The following is an 18,737-nucleotide window of genomic DNA, read 5'->3' as shown; positions in this document are numbered from 1 at the left end:
TTTTGAGTGTTCAATACATTCAGACCATGATTTGGTATTCATTGCATAGGAGATACACCTGTTCCCATGTCGAACACAGAAGTTAAGTCCTATTACGCCGGAAGTAGTTGGGGGTTGCCCCCTGCGAGATAGGGTAAATGCCAAGTGATTGGGAGTTTAGCTCAGCTGGGAGAGCATCTGCCTTACAAGCAGAGGGTCAGCGGTTCGATCCCGTTAACTCCCATAGGTTCCGTAGTGTAGCGGTTATCACGTCGCCCTGTCACGGCGAAGATCGCGGGTTCGATTCCCGTCGGAACCGTTTCAAGTTGATAGACTTGAAAGGTAATAAAAGAAATAGACTCGTTAGCTCAGTTGGTAGAGCATTTGACTTTTAATCAAAGGGTCGCTGGTTCGAGCCCAGCACGGGTCATACTTTAACAATAGGTTGAGGTATAAAGCGTAAAAGAACTTGTCAAGCGGATGTGGTGAAATTGGCAGACACGCTAGATTTAGGTTCTAGTGCTTTAGGGCGTGGGGGTTCAAGTCCCTTCATCCGCATTTCTTTTATAGCCGACTTAGCTCAGTTGGTAGAGCATCTGATTTGTAATCAGAGGGTCGCGTGTTCGAATCATGTAGTCGGCATTCCTTTAACTGTTGGACCTAGTGTAGTGCAGCTAGAGGTATTTAGAAAGTTTTTCTTTCTTTAAGCGTTGCGAACGTAGTTCAGGGGTAGAACACAACCTTGCCATGGTTGGGGTCGCGAGTTCGAATCTCGTCGTTCGCTTTGTTAGTTCTCCCTTAGTTGGGGGATTTTCCATATTTTGCCGGGGTGGCGGAACTGGCAGACGCACAGGACTTAAAATCCTGCGAAGGGTAACCTTCGTACCGGTTCGAAACCGGTCCTCGGCATCAGTCAAACCAAGAGTTTTATGACTCTTGGTTTTTTTATATAATTTTTATTAATAACTAGGTTAGTGACCTAGTTATTTTATTGACGAATAAGTTTGTTTGTTAAATATCAGAGAATTGTTATTTATTACTCTAAGATGAAAAGATACGTGCTAATATTCTAGTTTTTTTGATAAAATGTCAATTTATATTCTGTAACTTAAAAAATGTCCATAATTTCGATTATGTTTTAGAAATTTAAAAAATAAAAATAATTTGATAATTGTATTTAATTGAAGCTATGGTATTCTACTATATAGGAGTAGGGCATATCACAAAAGGAAGGGGGAACATAATAAATTACGATAAGTTGGAAGTTATTCTAGAGGGGAGAAAAAATATAAGGATGGAGCATAATTTAGATATGGAGCAGCTGGAAGAAATATTTCATTCTGTCCAACATATTGTGTGGAAAAGCAGTCGTTTAATTCCGATAAATTTTTGGACGATTGATGACTATCAGCAGGAAGGGCGCTTGGTATTATATGACTTGCTTAGCGACGGTGTGACACAAAGAAATTTATTTTGCCATTTTAAGGTGCGCTATAAGCAGAGACTTATTGATATTAAAAGAAGGGAGCGGGCTTTTAAAAGGGGTTTTGATTGTGGGACTGGCTTAGACATATACGAATATTCGGATGCTTTAAAAGGTAAAGCGGCCAGTCCAGAACATACGCTGATTTCTGGAAGTTTACTAGAAGAAGTTTTTGAAAACTTAAGTTTACGTTACCGACGGCTCCTGAAAAGTTATCTCGCGGGCGATGAATTGCATCGTATGGAAAAGTATCGTTTGAAAGAAAAAATAACGAAAATATTGTATGATCAGCAGTGAGTTTATTGATAATGCTTGGAGAGAAAGTTTTGCCTAAATTGTGATATAATTACTTTATTACTAAATAAAAATTTATAGGAGATTTCCAGAAAATGGCAAAATTGACTGTTAAAGATGTAGATCTTAAAGGAAAAAAAGTTCTTATTCGTGTGGACTTCAATGTCCCACTTAAAGATGGTGTAATTACTAATGATAACCGTATTACTGCAGCTCTTCCAACAATCAAGTATGTACTTGAACAAGGCGGACGTGCAATTCTCTTCTCTCACCTTGGTCGTGTTAAAGAAGAAGCAGATAAAGCTGGTAAATCTCTTGCTCCAGTAGCAGCAGCTTTGGGCGAAAAATTGGGCAAAGAAGTGGTCTTCCCAGGAACTACACGTGGTGCTGAATTGGAAGCTGCTATTGCTGAATTAAAAGATGGCGATATCTTGCTTGTTGAAAACACTCGTTTTGAAGATGTTGATGGTAAAAAAGAATCTAAAAATGATCCTGAACTTGGTAAATACTGGGCTTCACTTGGAGATGGTATCTTCGTAAATGATGCATTTGGTACTGCTCACCGTGCGCACGCTTCAAACGTAGGTATTTCTGCTAACGTGGATAAAGCAGTAGCTGGTTTCTTGCTTGAAAACGAAATTGCTTACATCCAAGAAGCTGTTGAAAACCCAGTTCGCCCATTCGTAGCGATCCTTGGTGGTTCAAAAGTTTCAGATAAAATCGGTGTTATTGAAAACTTGCTTGGTAAAGCAGACAAAGTTATCATCGGTGGTGGTATGGCGTACACATTCTTCAAAGCACAAGGTATCGAAATCGGTGATTCTTTGGTTGAAGAAGACAAACTTGACTTGGCAAAAGAATTGCTTGAAAAAGCAGACGGTAAACTTATCTTGCCAGTAGACTCAAAAGAAGCAAATGCTTTTGCTGGTTACACTGAAGTGAAAGATACTGAAGGTGAAGCAGTCGATGCAGGTTTCCTTGGCCTTGATGCTGGTCCTAAATCAGTTGAACGTTTTGCTAAAGAGCTTGAAGGTGCTAAAACAGTTGTTTGGAACGGTCCTATGGGTGTCTTTGAAAACCCTGATTTCCAAGCAGGTACTATTGGTGTTATGGATGCTATCATTTCTCAACCAGGTGTAAAATCAATCATCGGTGGTGGTGACTCAGCAGCTGCAGCAATCAACCTTGGCCGTGCAGATAAATTCTCATGGATCTCTACAGGTGGTGGTGCTTCTATGGAACTTCTCGAAGGTAAAGTTCTTCCAGGACTTGATGCTCTTACAGAAAAATAATGCAATAAAAAACAGACCATGGTCTGTTTTTTTTGATACAATAATACTATGAAGAAAATCACAGTAAAAAAGCAGGCTGCACTTAAGCTTCGTCGCGCTTTTCCCTTAATTGTTACCGAAGATTTAAAGTCTACTCCACAGGAAGATGGGTTTATTGACTTTGTTGATGAAAAAGAAAACTTTTTAGGAAGAGGCTATTTATCGAAGCAAAATAAAGGCGCTGGTTGGCTTTTAAGTCAAATCCCAGAGGATATAAATCAGCGTTTCTATGAAAAGAAGTTTGAGGAAGCTAAGCGCGCACGTCTTTCTTTTTTCCAAGATGACCTAACAACAGCTTTCCGGATTTTTAATGGTGAAGGCGATGGCTTAGGCGGTATAACTGTTGATTATTATGCTGATTATGCTGTTTTTAGCTGGTACAATCCTTTTATCTATACGCAAAGTACAGACATTATAGCTGCCTTTCGCTCTGTTTATCCTGAAATCAAAGGAATTTATGAAAAAATTCGTTTTGATGGACTAAGTTTTGAAACGCGACATATAGGCGGTGAAATTGCCCCAGAACCATTGGCCGTTATGGAAAATGGTGTGACCTATGCAACATATATGAATGAAGGGCTGATGACAGGGATTTTCTTAGATCAGAAAGAAGTGCGTGGTACTTTAGCAAGTGGTTTAGTGGCCGGTAAGACTCTTCTTAATATGTTTAGTTATACAGGCGCTTTTTCGGTTGCAGCAGCGTTTGGAGGAGCAAGTCAGACAACCTCAGTAGATTTGGCCAAACGTTCTTTGGATAAAACGCGAGAACAATTTACAATGAATGGCATTGATTCAGAGAGTCAACGTATCTATGTTATGGATGTTTTTGGCTATTTTAATTATGCCAAGAAAAAAGAATTAAGTTATGATGTTGTAGTTTTAGATCCACCAAGCTTTGCTCGCAACAAGAAGAAAACTTTTTCGGTGGCAAAGAATTATGGGGAACTCGTTCAAGAATCAATCGATATTTTAAATAAAGAAGGACTTTTGATTGCGTCTACAAATGCTGCTAATGTTAGCCGTGAGAAATTCCGTACAATGGTAGAACAGGCTCTGAAAAATAAAAAAGTTAAATTTGATATTTTTCAGGAAGAGCACTTGCCTGCCGACTTCAAGGTGGCTTCTTCTTTCCCGGAAGGTGATTATTTGAAAGTCTTGTTTATTCAAATCAAAAAATAAGAAAAAACTGTTGGAAAGTTGCTCCAGCAGTTTTTTAATAAGCCATAAATTACTGAAATGTAAGAGAGGATGTACAATTCTCCTTTATAATAAAAAGGTATCAGTTTTTTTTTAAAAAGCCGTCTCAGTAAAAGTAGTTCTCTTGATTCTTAACTATCTTCATCTAGGCTGGTTTCTTCTAGAAAATCTGTTTCACAAATAAGGGAGAACAGAGTATGAAAAAAATTTTTTCTAGCTATGATTTAAAAATTATAGGTATAGTATTTATGGTTATCGACCATATTAACATTTATCTTGGAAGTTATTTGGGCTTACCTACCTGGATAGGCTTTTTAGGGAGATTTGTCGCACCTCTATTTGTCTTTATGATGGTCGAAGGCTTTCATTATACAAGAAGTCGAAAAAAATATTTTTTAAGGCTTCTAGGTGGTGGTCTACTAATGTATGCCATCAATATTAGCTTCAACTTGCTGACACGGAGCAGTTTTGAGGACCCATATGGGCAATTTGATATATTTTTACTTCTTGCAGGTCAAAATATTTTCATGACGCTGGCGCTCTTATTTGCTTTAATCTGGGCAATTGATATTATTCGTAAAAATCAAGGGACGAAGCTTAAGTGCTTTTCATATAGTTTAGTCATTATATTACTTTTGCCCCTTATCCTGTTGAGTGAGGGTGGCCCATATGAGCTTGTATTGGTCCTCATTTTCTATTTTTTCCGAAGAAGATGGGCAAAAATTTCAGCAGGGATTATTACTTTTAGTCTTCTTTTGCTTATATGGAGTTTGGTGGGCTATTTTACAGGCAGTGCAGCAGGTACGCTTTACCAGGTACTCAGTTTTTCAAATGAATTTATGATTATTACTGTTTTACCTTTCATTTATCTCTACAATGGTCAACGTGGTGGCAATGGCGCACAGTGGCAAAGAGATCTTTTCTATTATTTTTATCCCGCACATTTGCTTATTCTGTACATCTTACGTTATGCCTTGGTAGGTGTAGTATAACAAAAACACACGGTCATTCATTAACCGTGTGTTTTTATATTGGTAAAAAGCTATATAATAAAGCGAAGAAAACAAAACCAATGAGGCTCATAACCCATATTTTATTGTGTGATAAGAGGGCCACGTATTCACGTATGAGGGCTGTGGGTAAGAAATAAAGTGCTGTTGGTGCACCAACCCCTTCATCCTTAAGATGCACTCTACGGGCATATAAACGTGCACGGAGCACATGATAATTATTGGTTGAAAAGATAATACTTGGCGCTGGGTGGCCACCCTCAAATCTTGTGAGCCAATCTTCTTCAATAAGCTGTTTTGAAAAAAGCATATTTTCATAAGTTGTAGTTGATTGATCTTCTAAAATAATCATATTTTCAGGAATATGCTGAGAGAGGAGGTATTTACGCATAGCATAAGCTTCAGAAACAGGCTCATCAGCACCTTGCCCACCACTCACAACAAATTTCGCATTCGGATTTTTGTAGAAATATTCAATCCCTTTGTCCAAGCGGCTTTTAAGAAGCGGTGGAACGTATTCACTAGAAATACCAGACCCAAGTACAATAATATAGTCAATATGCTTTTTAAGCGGCAGCATCTGGTACATCCAAGAATAAAAGAGGTAAGCAATAAAGATGAAGGACAGTATTAAATCAAGTAAGAGGATAAATAACAAAATTATATCCAGAAAAAGTGGTAGTTTGAACATACCCGTGATTAAAAATAGAAAAAGAGGGAAACTGATGATTAAATTTAAGCCCATGGCAGCGGAGAGCTTTGCAGTTAAACTTTTTCCTTCTTTAGTACGCATCGTTTGTGAATTGAAAATGAGATAGATGCATACAGCTAAAAAGATGAGAGGGAGAAGTAAATAAAAAATTGCTAAAGCAAGCATTGAACCATGAGAGGAGGTTTTATCAAGGAAAACGAGTCCAAGGATTAAAAGGGTGAAAAATGAGAGAATCAACCCAGCAGCAAAAAGCAGCCCGCCCAAGATACTGCGATCTTTAAATTTTATTAGCAAATAGCCTATCCCAGAAATAGCGAGAAAAAAGAGTAGATATAGCATAAAGTCCTCCAATAGATAAAATTAGTATACCATGTTCGCGCCTTGGTAAACTAGTATTTTGTATTACTCGCTGACGCTAAGGACTACTGTGAGAAACAAAAACTTAAAATTGCCTAAGAAAAGTCCATATGCTGGGAAGATGTTTTGAATTTACTAAGAAAAATATTACAATGGATATATGTTTGTTATCTTAGTTACTTAAAAGTAATGTTTATAATTGTTCAAACAGATCGTACAGAATGAAGGGACTTTTTCTTATGGAGGAAACGCTATATATCGTTGTAATGATTCCCGCATGGAATGAAGCGGGGAGTATAGGAGAAGCGGTAAGCAGCATTTATGAACAAACGAGATTACCTGATCGCATCTTTGTCGTACCCAATAACACAACGGATTTGACCTCTGTAGAAGCTATGGCCGCTGGGGCAGAAGTTTTGGTTATGCCAGGGAAAAATGAGAAGAAAAAAGCAGGTGCACTTAACTGGGCACTAGAAAAACTTTCTCCGACATTAGATGCTCAACGCTCTGCTGTTTTAGTTATGGATGCGGATACGATGATAGAGCCTGATTTCATCGAAAAAGCTGAGAAAAAAATGATAGAAGAAGCGCGTGTGGGTGGGGTCAGTTCTATCTTTGTTGGACGTAATTCAACCAACTTACTTGGGATTTTACAACAAATGGAATTTGCTCGCTTTGCCCGCTTAGTTCACAAAAGAGCTGAAGTTTATGTTTTGTCAGGAACAGCTAGCTTGATTAGTTGGGATGTTCTCAAAGAAATTAAGGGAGCACGTTTAGAAGGTAAGCTATTACCAGAGGGGGGAAGCTACTATGATGTCGATAGCATGACAGAGGATAATGAGCTGACTTTGGCTATCCTCGTTTTAGGCTTTTCAGTACCTCATGTAGGTGTGAAGTCCATAACTGATGTTATGGAAGATTATAACTCGCTTTACCATCAGCGTAAACGCTGGTATATTGGTGCTTTACAAAATATTAAAGAATATGGCAGAAAAATGCCACCTTGGATGCGGATGATTTATTGGGTGCAACAAATCGGGCTGTATATGGCGCTTGCTATCACTCCGATTGTTCTTTTTGCCTTTACGATTTATTTGATTCAGGTAGTGCTTAGTGAGGGAGCGGTTTTGGGATGGTCTAGAATAACTTCTATCGTACTTCTCATACTTTATCTCTTCGTTCAAGTGACTACCGTTTGGGATCAAGGCTGGAAATGTCGCCTTGTGGCACTCAGTTATTTCCCCGAAATTGTCTATGCCATCTTTCTCTTGATTTTCTATGCCGCGGCTCTATGGTCTTTCCTGACAGGTAAAGATATGAAATGGAAGCACACTTAAAAAAGAGGGGGGGAAACGACAGGCCACAGCTGATTTGTTACAAATTATCTAAATATTAACGCATAAACTAGTCATAGTTTAGCGTTTTTTAGTTATTTCCAAGTAATGCAAAAGAAATGTTTAAAAAGATTTGCATATCTTTTGTAATCTATATTGCTTTTATATATAATAAATTACGCAGATAAACAAAAACAATAAAAGTGAGGAAATAATATGCAAAACTTCTTGATTATCGTTTCTTATTTCATTAATATTGGTATCGTCTTCCATATTCTGAAATTTGTATCAGGCGTTGGTTTACATTTCCTCATTAATGATGAAAAAGGCACAAGAAAGCTCTACCTTACGCTTAGAGGTAAACCAGTGTTAGCATTGGTAGAATTGGCAGCAACGATTACAGAAAAACCTTCATATTAATTAGATTGCATTATCTTGCAATACTCAGAGGTAATCAAATTTGAATGACAAAATTTAGGTGTATACAGCAATTGTTCAAGATTAAGAGGCTTCTTTTTCGAAGAAAAAATATGAAAATTTTTTTAATTTCTATTTTAAAACCACAACCTAATCAAGGTTGTGGTTTATTTTTGTATCTATATTTTTATCCATTGTCCACTGTAGCGTACTTAGTAATAAAAAAAGAAAAGCACCAGTCTTACAAGACTGGTGCTTAAATTCTTATATAGATGCGGAAGGCGGGACTTGAACCCGCACAGCCAAGATAGGCCACAGGATCCTTAATCCTGCGCGTCTGCCAATTCCGCCACTTCCGCGAATTGGTACTTTAATATAATACCATTTCACGAGAAAGAATGCAAGAATGAACTTAACTTTTAGATGTTTTTATAAAGTATGTTCAGTATTTCATATAAGAGGCCATTTCTGCGGCATGGGTACCTGCTACATGACCAGTCACAAAAGCACAAGTGATATTATAGCCACCCGTATAACCGTTAATGTCGAGCAATTCCCCAGTCATATATAGACCGGCTGTTAATTTACTTTCCATTGTCTTTGGATTAATTTCTTTAAGTTGAACGCCTCCACCAGTGACAAAAGATTTTTCAATCGGAAAAGTTTTATCGATTTGGATTGGAAATGCTTTAAGGATATGAGAAAATTTCTCCAACTGTTTTTCGGTCAATTGCTTTGCAGGTATATCTGCGTCGATTTGAACTTTATCCAGTAAGAAAAGTAAATAGCGTTCCTGCGTGAGCGCTGCAAAAGCATTTTTAACAGCCTTGCCATTGTCACGCGCAGTATTTTTCAAGTCGTTTAAGAGTTGTGCTACAGATATGTCAGGGAAGCTGTCCAGCTGGACAGTCACACTTTCTGCGCCTTTAGCTAGTTCTTGGTTGATAAAGCTAGAACAGCGAAGTGCTGCAGGGCCACTGAGACCAAAGTGCGTGAAGAGCATGTCCATTTGATGTTCAATGATGATTTTCCCTTTAGCATTAAGTACACTTAATCGGATATCTCGAAGAGAGATACCTTGTAAAGTTTTCTCACTAATAAATGTTTCAGAAGAAATTAATGGGGATTCTGTCGGATAAAGTGTTGTGATTGTATGACCAGCACTTCGTGTTAATTTATAACCGTCACCAGTGGAACCTGTCGAGGGATAGGCGCGTCCGCCAGTAGATAAGACAACACAGGAGGCTGTGAAGCTATCTGTTTCTGTTTCAAGTCCTGTAATAGCACCATGTTCTATATTGAGTTCAGTTACAGCAGCGTTTGGAAAATAGTCCACATGAAGCTCCTCTATTTTACTGAAAAGGCCCTCAACAATTGTTCGAGATTTATCGGTTACAGGAAACATTCGACCATGGTCTTCCTCCTTGAGTGGAATACCATTTTTTTCAAAGAAGTCAATAATATCTAAGTTTGAAAATTGAGCAAAAGCACTGTGCAAGAAGCGGCCATTTCCAGGGACATGGGTGATAATTTCGTCCACCGAATGGCTGTTGGTAACGTTACATCGTCCGCCTCCCGTCATCAACAGTTTTTTTCCTACTTTTTTGTTCTTATCAATTAAAGCTGTATGTGCACCATTTTCTGCAGCAGCTATTGCTGCCATCATACCCGAAGGTCCGGCTCCAACAACGATTACATCATATTTTTTCATAACTTCATTATAGCATAGTTTCAGGTGCTGATTTCTTGCGCTCGCTTATGAAATATATAAAAAGAACCCTTATGTAAGAGTTCTTAAGCTCAACCTTTAAATCAAACTGTGTTTCACTAAAAAGTCATGTGCCACGGCAGCAGGATCTTTTTGCTCAACATTGACGGCGTAATTCATATCAATCATTTCCTGATTGGTAATTTTTCCTGAAAGTCGGTTTAAAATTTGCTCCAATTGGGGGTATTTCTTAAGGAGATTTTTATTCATCAAAGGAGCTGCTTGATATGGTGGGAAAAGATTTTTATCATCATTCAGGACGGTCAGTTCATATTGTTTGATTTGACTGTCTGTGGAATAAACTTGGGCTAAATCAATGCTATCACTATTCAAGGCATTGTAGATCAAACTTGTTTGCATTGTCTTCACATCAAAATTTAGTCCATATAAACTTTGAATGCCAATATAGCCATCTTGGCGGTGTGCGAATTCTAAGTCAAAGCCAGCTTTAACTGAAGGAAGCCCTTGGAGATCAGAAATATTTTTAAGGTGATGTTTCTGGGCGTAGCTATTTTTCACAGCTAAAGCATAAGTATCCTGAAATTCCATAGGTGTAAGATAGGCAAAGTTATCAAGTTTAGCAATACCTGTGCGTGCTTCTTCGTAAACTTTTTTGGGATCGGTGGAGGTTGTGTTTTTTTTCAAGAATGTCGTTAAGACTGTTCCAGAAAATTCAGGATAAATATCAATTTTATTGGATTTTAAAGCATTGTAAAGGAAAGTTGTATCTCCAAAGTTGGACTTGAGTGTGACTTCGATATCACTGTTCTTTTCAATGACTTCCTTGTACATATTTATCAAAAGTGTCGGCTCAGCTCCGAGCTTTCCAGCAATGGTAATCTGTGGATGAGTATTGGATTGAGGTTGATAATACGACCCTAGCAAGAGTAAAAGACCAGCAAAGAAACTAATCAGAATGGTCCGAATTTTTGCTTTTTCCAAGAAGCGGAGTAAGGTTGAGAAAATAACGGCCAATAAAGCAGAAGAAATCGCTCCAATCAGGATAAGGTTAACATCATTGGAGTTAATGCCCAAGAGGATGAAATTTCCGAGTCCGCCTGCTCCAATAAGTGCAGCTAAAGTTGCTGTTCCAATAATCATGACAGCACTTGTACGAATACCAGCCATAATAAAGGGAAGAGCAAGTATCAGCTCAAACTTCATCAAGCGCTCCCGTCGGTTCATCCCAAAAGCAGTTGCTGCTTCAATTAAAGACTGATCAATTTGCTGAAGACCGGTGTAGGTGTTTTGAATAATAGGAAAAAGAGCATAGACAACTAATGCGACAATAGCTGGCAAAGAACCAATCCCAATAAAAGGAATCAATAATCCAAGCAAGGCCAAACTTGGAATCGTTTGGAAAATTCCGGTAAGTTGCAGTACGGGCTCAGCAATTTTGGGGTAACGTCTTAAAAGTAAAGCAAGGGGAAGAGCGATTAAAATAGCGATAAAAAGAGAAACCAAGGAAATTTGGATATGCTCTAGAAGAGCAAGCCAAAACTGGTGCTCTTGCTGTTGAAAGGTAGAAATCAAATTATTCATGAGCATCGTCCTCCAGACTATTTAAGATTTCCCCCAAAGGCATTTCTTCCGAAAAATCATGAGTTGCAAGGACTTGTTCAAGATTTTTTAATTTATATTGAGACAAGTCTTGCTGATAATCAGTGAAGAAGTCCGCCACAAAAGTATTTGCTGGGGCATTTAAAATTTCTTGGGGACGTCCCACCTGTTGAAGTTCGCCGTCTTTGAGAATTGCGATACGGTCAGCCATCGCCATTCCTTCAGACATATCGTGGGTAACAAAAACCGTTGTGATTTTTAAGGTTTTCTGCAAATCTTTGACCAGTTCCTGTAGCTGTTTACGGGAGATAGGATCCAGAGCGGAGAAAGGTTCGTCCATTAAAATAATCTTTGGTTTACAGGCGATAGCACGCAAAATACCAATCCGTTGTGCTTCACCTCCAGAAAGTTCATGAGGGTATCGGTTAAGGTACTTTTCAGCATCTAGACCCACTAAAGGAAGGAGTTCGAGTACGCGCTCACGCGTTTCTCTTTTGCTCCAACCTTTCATTGTCGGGATGATACCAATATTTTCTAAAACGGTCATGTTAGGAAAGAGCGCAATTTGTTGAAGCACATATCCTATTTGAAGACGCAAGTCTCTTAAGTTAATTGTTTGAATATCTTGATCATCAATGAGGACCTGCCCTTTATTGGGTTCGATGAGCCGGTTAACCATCTTGAGTAATGTTGTTTTTCCGCCACCAGAAGAGCCTGCGAGAACAAAAAACTCGTGACTTTCAATGGATAAGTTGATATCTGAAAGTACGGCTTTGTCTCCGTATTTTTTAGTGACATTTTTAAATGTAATAGTCATAGTGTCATTTTAACATTTTATCTTTCAGTTCTTTCAGGAAATGGATTGCTATTTTTATGGATGGAAGGGTATAGAAAAAGCCCTCAAAGAGGACTTTTTATTTAAAGCCATTTTCTAAAGTTTCAATAACTGTCAAAATTTGCTCATCCGAAACGAGTTTTTCAGCTCCATTCACGAGTGACTCATAAGCTGCATCATAGACACGACCATAATCGCCTGAAACCGTAGGAATTGACTTTTCAATGCGATCGCCATTTTGATTGTAGTATGTCAATTGAGCAAAATCTTGCGGTGCATCGGCCCCAAAACCGTCACTTCCCGGGAAGATTCCCACCTTCAAATCATTTTCCTGTTGGTCAACGTTTTCTTTAATTAAAGTTCCTCTAGAACCATAAAGCACCCATTTGGGACGTTTGAGTGCAGCCAGTTCAGTGGCTTGAACTGTTGCTCGGAAATCGGTGTAAAGCAAGTTTACAGAGAAGTAATCATCTACAGCATTTGAATCGCGTGTTGAACGAATATCGTATTGTACATCTTTTGGCTGTCCAAAGAGTGAAACCATTTGGTCAACCATGTGTACACCATGGCCATACCAGGCGCCATCAAAGTTTTTACCAGCAGTTGCATCTGCTGGACGATAGTGATCCATAGTGACAGTAATGTCAAGCAAATCTCCTAGGTAACCCGTATCCAAAACTTTTTTGATTGTCAAAAAATCACTGTCAAAACGACGGTTTTGGAAAGGCATAAAGAAGAGCTTCTTTTCTTGAGCGATACCAACTAATTCTTCGGCTTGTTCTAACGTTTCTACTAACGGTTTGTCACAGATAACGTTTTTTCCACCCAGTAAAAGCTTTTTACTGGTTTCATAGTGTGCAGCACCTGGAGTGACGACAATGACTAAATCAATTGAATCATCTTGAATAATATCATTGATGTCTGTTGAAAAAATAGTTCCTTCAGCCTCAAGAATAGCTTGCTCAGGACGTTTGCCTAGGCTACGGTTGACAACGCGCGCAATGTTGAAGTGCTCACGGATTTTAACATAAGGAATATGATAGCGATTGGTGGACTTCCCAAAACCAACATAAGCAATGTTTAACTTTTTCATGCTTTCTTCTCTTTTTTCTTTTTCGCTTGGTGTTGTTTTTTTAATTCTTCGATTTTTGACAATTTATCTGTCTTTTTATTTGAATTTTTTTCGTGGAATTTTTGGACAGAGGCTTGCCCTTTATAATCTAATTGATACTTTCCCATGGTTCTCTTTCTCTCTATTTTACAAGGCGACGTTCGAAAGCATCCGAGGAGATACCTTCACTTAAAATTTTCTTCGCCCATTCTTTTGCTGAAAATAATGAGTGATCGCGATAATTTCCACATTCTTTTTCGGCAACCCCTGGGACATTATCCCAAGTGAAACTGTCTCCTGCGAGCTCTTCCAAAGATGAAGTGATCACTTTAGCAATCTCCTCAGCAGTTGGTTCGCCCCACATAATCATATGGAAGCCAGTACGACATCCAAAAGGAGAAAAGTCAATCATGCCATCAATACGGTCACGAATCAAACTTGCCATTGAGTGTTCGATAGTATGTAGCCCACTTGTCGGGATTTCACCGTGATTAGGTTGCACAAAACGGACATCAAAGTTGGTGATGATGTCACCTTTAGGACCAGTCTCTGTCCCAATTAGGCGCACGTAAGGTGCTAAAACTTTTGTGTGATCGAGCTGGAATGATTCTACTTCAGCCATATTTTCTACCTCCAGTATTCTTAGTATTCTTCTATTTTACCATTTTTTGAACCAAAATTTTTTTGTCTGACCTCGTAAAGTGATAGAATGAAGCTAGAAAGTAAAGAAAAGGAGAAATTATGTCACTTACAGAAACTTACACTCTCGCAAATGGTATGACAATTCCAAAAGTTGGTTTTGGAACATGGCAATCTAAAAATGGTGAAGAAGCATATCAAGCTGTAAAAACGGCCTTAGAAGTTGGCTATCGTCATATTGATACAGCAGCTGTCTATGGCAATGAAGAGTCGGTGGGACGCGCGATTAAAGACAGTGGAATTGCTCGCGAAGACTTGTTTATTACAACGAAGCTTTGGGCTGTTGGTACAACAGAAGATGCCCGAGCAGCACTAGATGAAAGCTTGGAAAAACTAGGTTTAGACTACGTGGACCTTTATCTTATTCACTGGCCAAATCCAAAAGCATTTCGACCAAACTTTGCCGAGCGCAATGCTGCGGTTTGGAAAGCAATGGAAGAAGGCGTATGGGACAAAAAAGTTCGAGCTATCGGGGTGTCTAACTTCCATCCACGTCACTTAGAACCTTTACTGGAAGTTGCTGAAATTAAACCTGTTGTCAACCAAATTATGGTTAATCCTTCGGATCAGCAAGAAGAGGTTGTAGCTTTCAATAAAGCACACGATATTTTGACAGAAGCTTATAGCCCACTTGGCACAGGTAAAATCTTTGCGGTTACTGAATTGACGGATATTGCAGATAAATATGGTAAAACAGTTGCCCAAGTCGTTTTACGTTGGAGTTTACACAAAGGCTATCTTCCTTTACCTAAGTCTGTGACGGCAAGCCGTATTAAAGAAAATGCGGATATTTTTGATTTTGATTTGACCGAAGAAGATATCGCCTTTATTGACAGTCTTCATGGGAAAGCAGGTCTGGCACGCAATCCAGACGAAGTGGACCACTAAAATAAATTTAAGGACATTCAAATTGTAAGATTTGAGTGTCTTTTTTTATAATTGACAGAATATAGACAGGAAGAATAATAAAACGTTAAAAAAGTGTTTTATTTCACAATTATAATTGCTAAATGGATATGAAAGTGCTATCATTTAATTGATAAAGAATTCACAAAGGAGAAACAAAATGAAAATTGGTGTAATTAAAGACCCAAAACAAGGTGAAGCGCGTGTAGGGATGACTCCAGAAAACGTAAAAATTCTCGTTGAAGCAGGTAATGAAGTACTTGTCGATAGTAATGCTGGTGCAGGTTGTGGTTTTACAAATGACCTTTATGAAGCGGCTGGGGGACAAATCGTTGATACAGAAACTGCTTGGGAAGCAGAGTTGATTGTTAAAGTCAAAGAACCAATGGAATCTGAATATAAATACTTCAAACCAGGCCAAATTATTTGGGGATTCTTACACTTGGCAGCCAATAAAGCTTGTGTGGAAAAAATGATGGAAGTCGGAGTAACAGCTATTTCCGGTGAAAATATCTCAATCAATGGTGTGCTTGAGTTGCTTAAACCAATGTCAGCTATTGCGGGACGTCGTGCAGTTAATATTGGGCAATATTATCTTGAAAAACAACATGAAGGGGAAGGAATTCTTCTTCCTGGTATTGAAGGTATCGAGGCTGGTACAGTTGTTATCTTCGGTGGAGGTAATGCTGCAGAAAATGCTGCCGATATGGCTGTTGCTTTGGGATGTAAGGTTATTATCATTGAACTTGGTGATGCGCGTATCGCCCAACTTAAAGAACGCTATGCAGGAAAAACAGTTGAAATCGTTAAATCAACAACAGAAGCATTGGAAGAAAATATTAAACTTGCAGATGTCTTTATCTCAACAATCTTAATCCCTGGCGCTAAACCACCAAAATTAGTCAAAGAATATATGGTTAAATCTATGAAACCAGGTTCTGTTATCGTGGACATCGCTATTGACCAAGGAGGAACTGTTGAAACAATCGATCATGCAACAAACCATGCGGATCCAGTCTTCATCAAACACGGCATAATTCATTACGCTGTGCCAAATATGCCAGGAGCAACACCTCGTACAGCGACAATTGCTTTGGCTCAGGGCAATATCTCTTTCCTTAAGGATATTTCAGTCAAAGGCTTAGATGAGGCGCTGAAATCAAAAGAACTCTTATCTGGGTTGAGTGTTTATAAAGGAAAAGTTGTTTCTAAAGCACTTGCTGATTCAATTGATGTCACTTATACGGAACTCTAAAAAGAAATCTAAGGAAAAAGAATTATGCCAAATTTAGCAAATCTGCCAATTACAATTAAAGATATTAAAAAAGCTCAAAACACTGTTAAACAATATGCACGTGAAACACCCTTGATTCAGTCAATGTTTTTGACTGCTAAAACAGGTGGCGAAGTTTACTTGAAACTTGAAAATATGCAATTAACAGGCTCATTCAAGTTCCGTGGCGCTTTCAATAAGATTGCTCAATTATCTCAAGAAGAGAAAGATCGTGGAGTAATTGCGTGTTCAGCTGGGAATCATGCTCAAGGTGTGGCTTTAACTTCCAAACTTCTCGGTATCAAGAGTATCATTGTTATGCCAAAAGGTGCACCTCAAGCTAAGGTTGATGCCACACGTGGCTATGGTGCAGAAGTAATGCTTGAAGGTGAACAGTTTGATGACTCAAAGGCCTTTTGTGAAGCTTACGCTAAGGAAAATAATATTACGTATATTCCTCCATATGATGATGCAGAAGTAATGGCTGGACAAGGAACAATCGGTCTAGAAATCTTAGATCATCTGTGGGATGTTGACACAGTATTGGTGCCAGTAGGCGGTGGTGGTTTGATTTCAGGTGTTGCGGTTGCCTTGAAATCTTTTAACCCTAATATCCAAGTTATTGGTGTGCAAGCTGAAAATTGCCATGGTATGACTGCATCTTTTAGAGAACGTAAGAAAGTGCACCATGATGAAGCACCAACGATTGCAGATGGCTGTCATGTGGCTTATCCAGGTGAATTGACTTTTGAAGTAGTCAATCAAATCGTTGATAATATGGTTCTTGTAACGGAAGCAGAAATCGAATTAGCCATTAAAGATTTGATTCAACGTACGAAAATTGTGGTGGAAGGTGCTGGCGCTCTTGCAACAGCAGCTATTCTTTCAGGTAAAGTTGATGATTATGTGAAAGGCAAAAAAGTTGTTTCTATCGTTTCAGGAGGGAATGTTGACTTGGCCCGTATTGAAGATGTTGTGGATCATTTTCTCATTGCCAATGACAATGATCAATAATTCTTAAAACAAAAGGACTTTGAATTTCAAAGTCCTTTTTTGTATAGTTCAGTCTTTTTTTAATCGTGAGATAATTTACTCTGATATCACGAAATTCACAAAGACATGTAATTTAAATTAAAATTTAATCAAAGTGCAAAAAATTCTTGCATGAGTAAAAAAAAAGTGTTAAACTTACTGTAAACGGTTACAAAAAGTGTAACTAAAAATTGAAAGAAGGTTATAGAATGACTTCAAAAGTTTTAACACAGTTCCTCGAAAATGGGCTTGGAGACCTTAAACAAAAGGGTTTGCTCAACACAATTGACGTTTTAGATAGCGCTAATGGTCCTGAGATTACAGTTGCGGGCAACAAGATGATTAACCTTGCTTCAAATAACTATTTGGGATTTGCGACACGTCCTGAATTAATTCAAGCAACAAAAGATGCAACAGATAAATATGGAGCTGGTGCTGGTGCAGTACGTACTATCAACGGCACTTTAGATATACACATTGAATTGGAAAAAACAATCGCTGAATTTAAAGGCACAGAAGCCGCGATTGCGTTTCAATCAGGTTTCAATTGTAATATGGGAGCGATTAGCGCCGTAATGAAAAAAGGTGATGCGATTCTTTCAGATGAACTAAATCATGCCTCAATTATTGACGGATGTCGTCTTTCAGGTGCTAAAATTATCCGTGTTAAGCATCAAGATATGGCTGACCTTGAAGCAAAAGCAAAAGAAGCGACTGAGTCTGGTGAATACAATAAAGTAATGTACATCACAGACGGTGTGTTCTCAATGGATGGGGACGTTGCTAAATTGCCAGAAATTGTTGAAATCGCTGAAAAATATGATTTGATTACTTATGTTGATGATGCGCATGGTTCTGGTGTTATGGGCGGCGGAGCCGGTACAGTAAAACATTTTGGCTTGCAAGATAAGATTGACTTCCAAATCGGTACTCTTTCAAAAGCGATTGGTGTAGTAGGTGGCTATGTAGCGGGCTCAAAACTTTTGGTTGACTGGCTTAAATCACAAGGACGTCCTTTCCTTTTCTCAACTTCATTGACACCGGGTGCAGCTGCAGCAGCAAAAGAAGCCTTTGTCTTAATGCATGATCATCCAGAATATGTCGAAACACTTTGGGACAACGCAAAATACTTCAAAGAAGAATTACAAAAAGCCGGCTTTGATACAGGTGTATCTGAAACACCAATCACACCAGTGATTCTTGGAGATGAAGCAAAAACACAAGAGTTTTCTAAGAAATTGATTGAAAATGGCGTCTATGTTAAACCTATCGTATTCCCAACTGTACCACTTGGAACAGGACGTGTACGTGCGATGCCTACAGCAGCGCATACGAAAGAAATGTTAGATGAAGCTGTTGCTGTTTTTGCCAAAGTAGGTAAAGAGATCGGCTTGATTTAATTTCTTGGGGCAATAAAAACTTTCTATTACAAGTAAGCA

General features: G+C 38.6%; 17 protein-coding genes, 8 tRNA genes and 1 rRNA gene. 18 read left to right on the top strand and 8 right to left on the bottom strand.

Going from position 1 to position 18,737, the window contains the following annotated elements; all coding sequences use genetic code 11:
• The first annotated feature begins 30 nt into the window (after window positions 1–30).
• From rrf to J0J36_RS09075, 12 genes are all read left to right on the top strand, one after another.
• A 5S ribosomal RNA gene (gene rrf / locus J0J36_RS09130) occupies window positions 31–146 on the top strand.
• Between the two features lie 4 nt (window positions 147–150).
• Window positions 151–223, top strand: a tRNA-Val gene (locus tag J0J36_RS09125).
• 2 nt (window positions 224–225) lie between these two features.
• A tRNA-Asp gene (locus J0J36_RS09120) sits at window positions 226–298 on the top strand.
• Between the two features lie 38 nt (window positions 299–336).
• A tRNA-Lys gene (locus J0J36_RS09115) sits at window positions 337–409 on the top strand.
• A gap of 46 nt (window positions 410–455) precedes the next feature.
• Window positions 456–537: transfer RNA gene (locus J0J36_RS09110), tRNA-Leu, on the top strand.
• An 11-nt stretch (window positions 538–548) separates the two neighbouring features.
• Window positions 549–621 (top strand) — tRNA-Thr (locus J0J36_RS09105).
• Window positions 622–691: 70 nt separating this feature from the next.
• Window positions 692–763, top strand: a tRNA-Gly gene (locus J0J36_RS09100).
• A gap of 39 nt (window positions 764–802) precedes the next feature.
• A tRNA-Leu gene (locus J0J36_RS09095) sits at window positions 803–888 on the top strand.
• Window positions 889–1,273: 385 nt separating this feature from the next.
• Window positions 1,274–1,759, top strand: coding sequence for a hypothetical protein (locus J0J36_RS09090; protein ID WP_029343540.1), 486 nt, complete (start codon window positions 1,274–1,276; stop codon window positions 1,757–1,759).
• 92 nt (window positions 1,760–1,851) lie between these two features.
• Window positions 1,852–3,048, top strand: coding sequence for a phosphoglycerate kinase (gene pgk / locus J0J36_RS09085; protein WP_019336047.1), 1,197 nt, complete (start codon window positions 1,852–1,854; stop codon window positions 3,046–3,048).
• A 48-nt stretch (window positions 3,049–3,096) separates the two neighbouring features.
• Window positions 3,097–4,266, top strand: coding sequence for a class I SAM-dependent rRNA methyltransferase (locus tag J0J36_RS09080; RefSeq protein WP_019291503.1), 1,170 nt, complete (start codon window positions 3,097–3,099; stop codon window positions 4,264–4,266).
• A 215-nt stretch (window positions 4,267–4,481) separates the two neighbouring features.
• Entirely contained in the window at window positions 4,482–5,276 is a 795-nt protein-coding gene (locus tag J0J36_RS09075; protein ID WP_019291504.1) for a TraX family protein, read from the top strand.
• A gap of 34 nt (window positions 5,277–5,310) precedes the next feature.
• Here the strand turns inward: J0J36_RS09075 and J0J36_RS09070 are convergent, their stop codons facing one another.
• Complete coding sequence (locus J0J36_RS09070) at window positions 5,311–6,345, bottom strand: YdcF family protein (RefSeq protein WP_165719071.1); 1,035 nt, start codon at window positions 6,343–6,345, stop codon at window positions 5,311–5,313.
• A gap of 257 nt (window positions 6,346–6,602) precedes the next feature.
• Between J0J36_RS09070 and J0J36_RS09065 the strand changes: the two genes are divergently transcribed.
• Together J0J36_RS09065 and J0J36_RS09060 are read left to right on the top strand one after the other, a co-directional pair.
• On the top strand, window positions 6,603–7,700 hold the full coding sequence (locus tag J0J36_RS09065) for a glycosyltransferase (RefSeq protein ID WP_019336046.1): 1,098 nt from the start codon (window positions 6,603–6,605) through the stop codon (window positions 7,698–7,700).
• 213 nt (window positions 7,701–7,913) lie between these two features.
• Window positions 7,914–8,117, top strand: coding sequence for a hypothetical protein (locus J0J36_RS09060; protein WP_019291506.1), 204 nt, complete (start codon window positions 7,914–7,916; stop codon window positions 8,115–8,117).
• A 270-nt stretch (window positions 8,118–8,387) separates the two neighbouring features.
• Here the strand turns inward: J0J36_RS09060 and J0J36_RS09055 are convergent.
• The 7 genes from J0J36_RS09055 to J0J36_RS09025 form a co-directional block, all read right to left on the bottom strand.
• Window positions 8,388–8,473, bottom strand: a tRNA-Leu gene (locus tag J0J36_RS09055).
• An 83-nt stretch (window positions 8,474–8,556) separates the two neighbouring features.
• Window positions 8,557–9,825, bottom strand: a complete 1,269-nt coding sequence (locus J0J36_RS09050) for an NAD(P)/FAD-dependent oxidoreductase (RefSeq protein WP_019291507.1) — start codon at window positions 9,823–9,825, stop codon at window positions 8,557–8,559.
• Window positions 9,826–9,921: 96 nt separating this feature from the next.
• Window positions 9,922–11,424 carry an ABC transporter permease/substrate-binding protein gene (locus J0J36_RS09045; RefSeq protein WP_019291508.1) on the bottom strand — a complete coding sequence of 501 codons (1,503 nt, stop codon included), beginning with the start codon at window positions 11,422–11,424 and terminating at the stop codon, window positions 9,922–9,924.
• Window positions 11,417–12,259, bottom strand: coding sequence for an ABC transporter ATP-binding protein (locus J0J36_RS09040; protein ID WP_153925427.1), 843 nt, complete (start codon window positions 12,257–12,259; stop codon window positions 11,417–11,419). The genes J0J36_RS09045 and J0J36_RS09040 overlap by 8 nt, the downstream gene beginning before the upstream one ends.
• Before the next feature lie 97 nt (window positions 12,260–12,356).
• Complete coding sequence (locus J0J36_RS09035) at window positions 12,357–13,370, bottom strand: Gfo/Idh/MocA family oxidoreductase (RefSeq protein ID WP_040087054.1); 1,014 nt, start codon at window positions 13,368–13,370, stop codon at window positions 12,357–12,359.
• Window positions 13,367–13,516, bottom strand: coding sequence for a hypothetical protein (locus tag J0J36_RS09030; protein WP_014025452.1), 150 nt, complete (start codon window positions 13,514–13,516; stop codon window positions 13,367–13,369). The genes J0J36_RS09035 and J0J36_RS09030 overlap by 4 nt, the downstream gene beginning before the upstream one ends.
• Window positions 13,517–13,530: 14 nt before the next feature.
• Window positions 13,531–14,010, bottom strand: coding sequence for an S-ribosylhomocysteine lyase (locus J0J36_RS09025; RefSeq protein WP_003133193.1), 480 nt, complete (start codon window positions 14,008–14,010; stop codon window positions 13,531–13,533).
• Between the two features lie 119 nt (window positions 14,011–14,129).
• Here J0J36_RS09025 and J0J36_RS09020 point away from each other — a divergent pair, with 119 nt between their 5' ends.
• From J0J36_RS09020 to J0J36_RS09005, 4 genes are all read left to right on the top strand, one after another.
• Window positions 14,130–14,975 carry an aldo/keto reductase gene (locus J0J36_RS09020; RefSeq protein ID WP_019291511.1) on the top strand — a complete coding sequence of 282 codons (846 nt, stop codon included), beginning with the start codon at window positions 14,130–14,132 and terminating at the stop codon, window positions 14,973–14,975.
• Between the two features lie 178 nt (window positions 14,976–15,153).
• Window positions 15,154–16,248: an alanine dehydrogenase gene (locus J0J36_RS09015; RefSeq protein ID WP_019291512.1), complete on the top strand. Its 1,095-nt coding sequence runs from the start codon at window positions 15,154–15,156 to the stop codon at window positions 16,246–16,248.
• Window positions 16,249–16,272: 24 nt separating this feature from the next.
• Entirely contained in the window at window positions 16,273–17,280 is a 1,008-nt protein-coding gene (tdcB, locus tag J0J36_RS09010; RefSeq protein WP_003133199.1) for a bifunctional threonine ammonia-lyase/L-serine ammonia-lyase TdcB, read from the top strand.
• Window positions 17,281–17,507: 227 nt separating this feature from the next.
• A complete protein-coding gene (locus J0J36_RS09005; protein ID WP_014025448.1) occupies window positions 17,508–18,698 on the top strand; it encodes a glycine C-acetyltransferase in 1,191 nt (396 codons plus the stop codon).
• The last annotated feature ends 39 nt before the right edge of the window (window positions 18,699–18,737 follow it).

The organism is Lactococcus sp. LG1074 (assembly GCF_017309525.1).
Taxonomy (GTDB): domain Bacteria; phylum Bacillota; class Bacilli; order Lactobacillales; family Streptococcaceae; genus Lactococcus; species Lactococcus petauri.
This window is presented reverse-complemented; position numbering and strand designations above follow the sequence as displayed.

Excerpts from the sequence above, each read along its gene's own strand:
- J0J36_RS09075 (WP_019291504.1), top strand. The coding sequence starts at position 4,482 with ATGAAAAAAATTTTTTCTAGCTATGATTTAAAAATTATAGGTATAGTA.
- J0J36_RS09050 (WP_019291507.1), bottom strand. The coding sequence starts at position 9,825 with ATGAAAAAATATGATGTAATCGTTGTTGGAGCCGGACCTTCGGGTATG.
- J0J36_RS09030 (WP_014025452.1), bottom strand. The coding sequence starts at position 13,516 with ATGGGAAAGTATCAATTAGATTATAAAGGGCAAGCCTCTGTCCAAAAA.
- J0J36_RS09090 (WP_029343540.1), top strand. The coding sequence starts at position 1,274 with ATGGAGCATAATTTAGATATGGAGCAGCTGGAAGAAATATTTCATTCT.
- J0J36_RS09040 (WP_153925427.1), bottom strand. The coding sequence starts at position 12,259 with ATGACTATTACATTTAAAAATGTCACTAAAAAATACGGAGACAAAGCC.
- pgk (WP_019336047.1), top strand. The coding sequence starts at position 1,852 with ATGGCAAAATTGACTGTTAAAGATGTAGATCTTAAAGGAAAAAAAGTT.
- J0J36_RS09070 (WP_165719071.1), bottom strand. The coding sequence starts at position 6,345 with ATGCTATATCTACTCTTTTTTCTCGCTATTTCTGGGATAGGCTATTTG.
- J0J36_RS09060 (WP_019291506.1), top strand. The coding sequence starts at position 7,914 with ATGCAAAACTTCTTGATTATCGTTTCTTATTTCATTAATATTGGTATC.
- J0J36_RS09035 (WP_040087054.1), bottom strand. The coding sequence starts at position 13,370 with ATGAAAAAGTTAAACATTGCTTATGTTGGTTTTGGGAAGTCCACCAAT.
- tdcB (WP_003133199.1), top strand. The coding sequence starts at position 16,273 with ATGCCAAATTTAGCAAATCTGCCAATTACAATTAAAGATATTAAAAAA.
- J0J36_RS09045 (WP_019291508.1), bottom strand. The coding sequence starts at position 11,424 with ATGAATAATTTGATTTCTACCTTTCAACAGCAAGAGCACCAGTTTTGG.
- J0J36_RS09065 (WP_019336046.1), top strand. The coding sequence starts at position 6,603 with ATGGAGGAAACGCTATATATCGTTGTAATGATTCCCGCATGGAATGAA.
- J0J36_RS09015 (WP_019291512.1), top strand. The coding sequence starts at position 15,154 with ATGAAAATTGGTGTAATTAAAGACCCAAAACAAGGTGAAGCGCGTGTA.
- J0J36_RS09020 (WP_019291511.1), top strand. The coding sequence starts at position 14,130 with ATGTCACTTACAGAAACTTACACTCTCGCAAATGGTATGACAATTCCA.
- J0J36_RS09025 (WP_003133193.1), bottom strand. The coding sequence starts at position 14,010 with ATGGCTGAAGTAGAATCATTCCAGCTCGATCACACAAAAGTTTTAGCA.
- J0J36_RS09080 (WP_019291503.1), top strand. The coding sequence starts at position 3,097 with ATGAAGAAAATCACAGTAAAAAAGCAGGCTGCACTTAAGCTTCGTCGC.
- J0J36_RS09005 (WP_014025448.1), top strand. The coding sequence starts at position 17,508 with ATGACTTCAAAAGTTTTAACACAGTTCCTCGAAAATGGGCTTGGAGAC.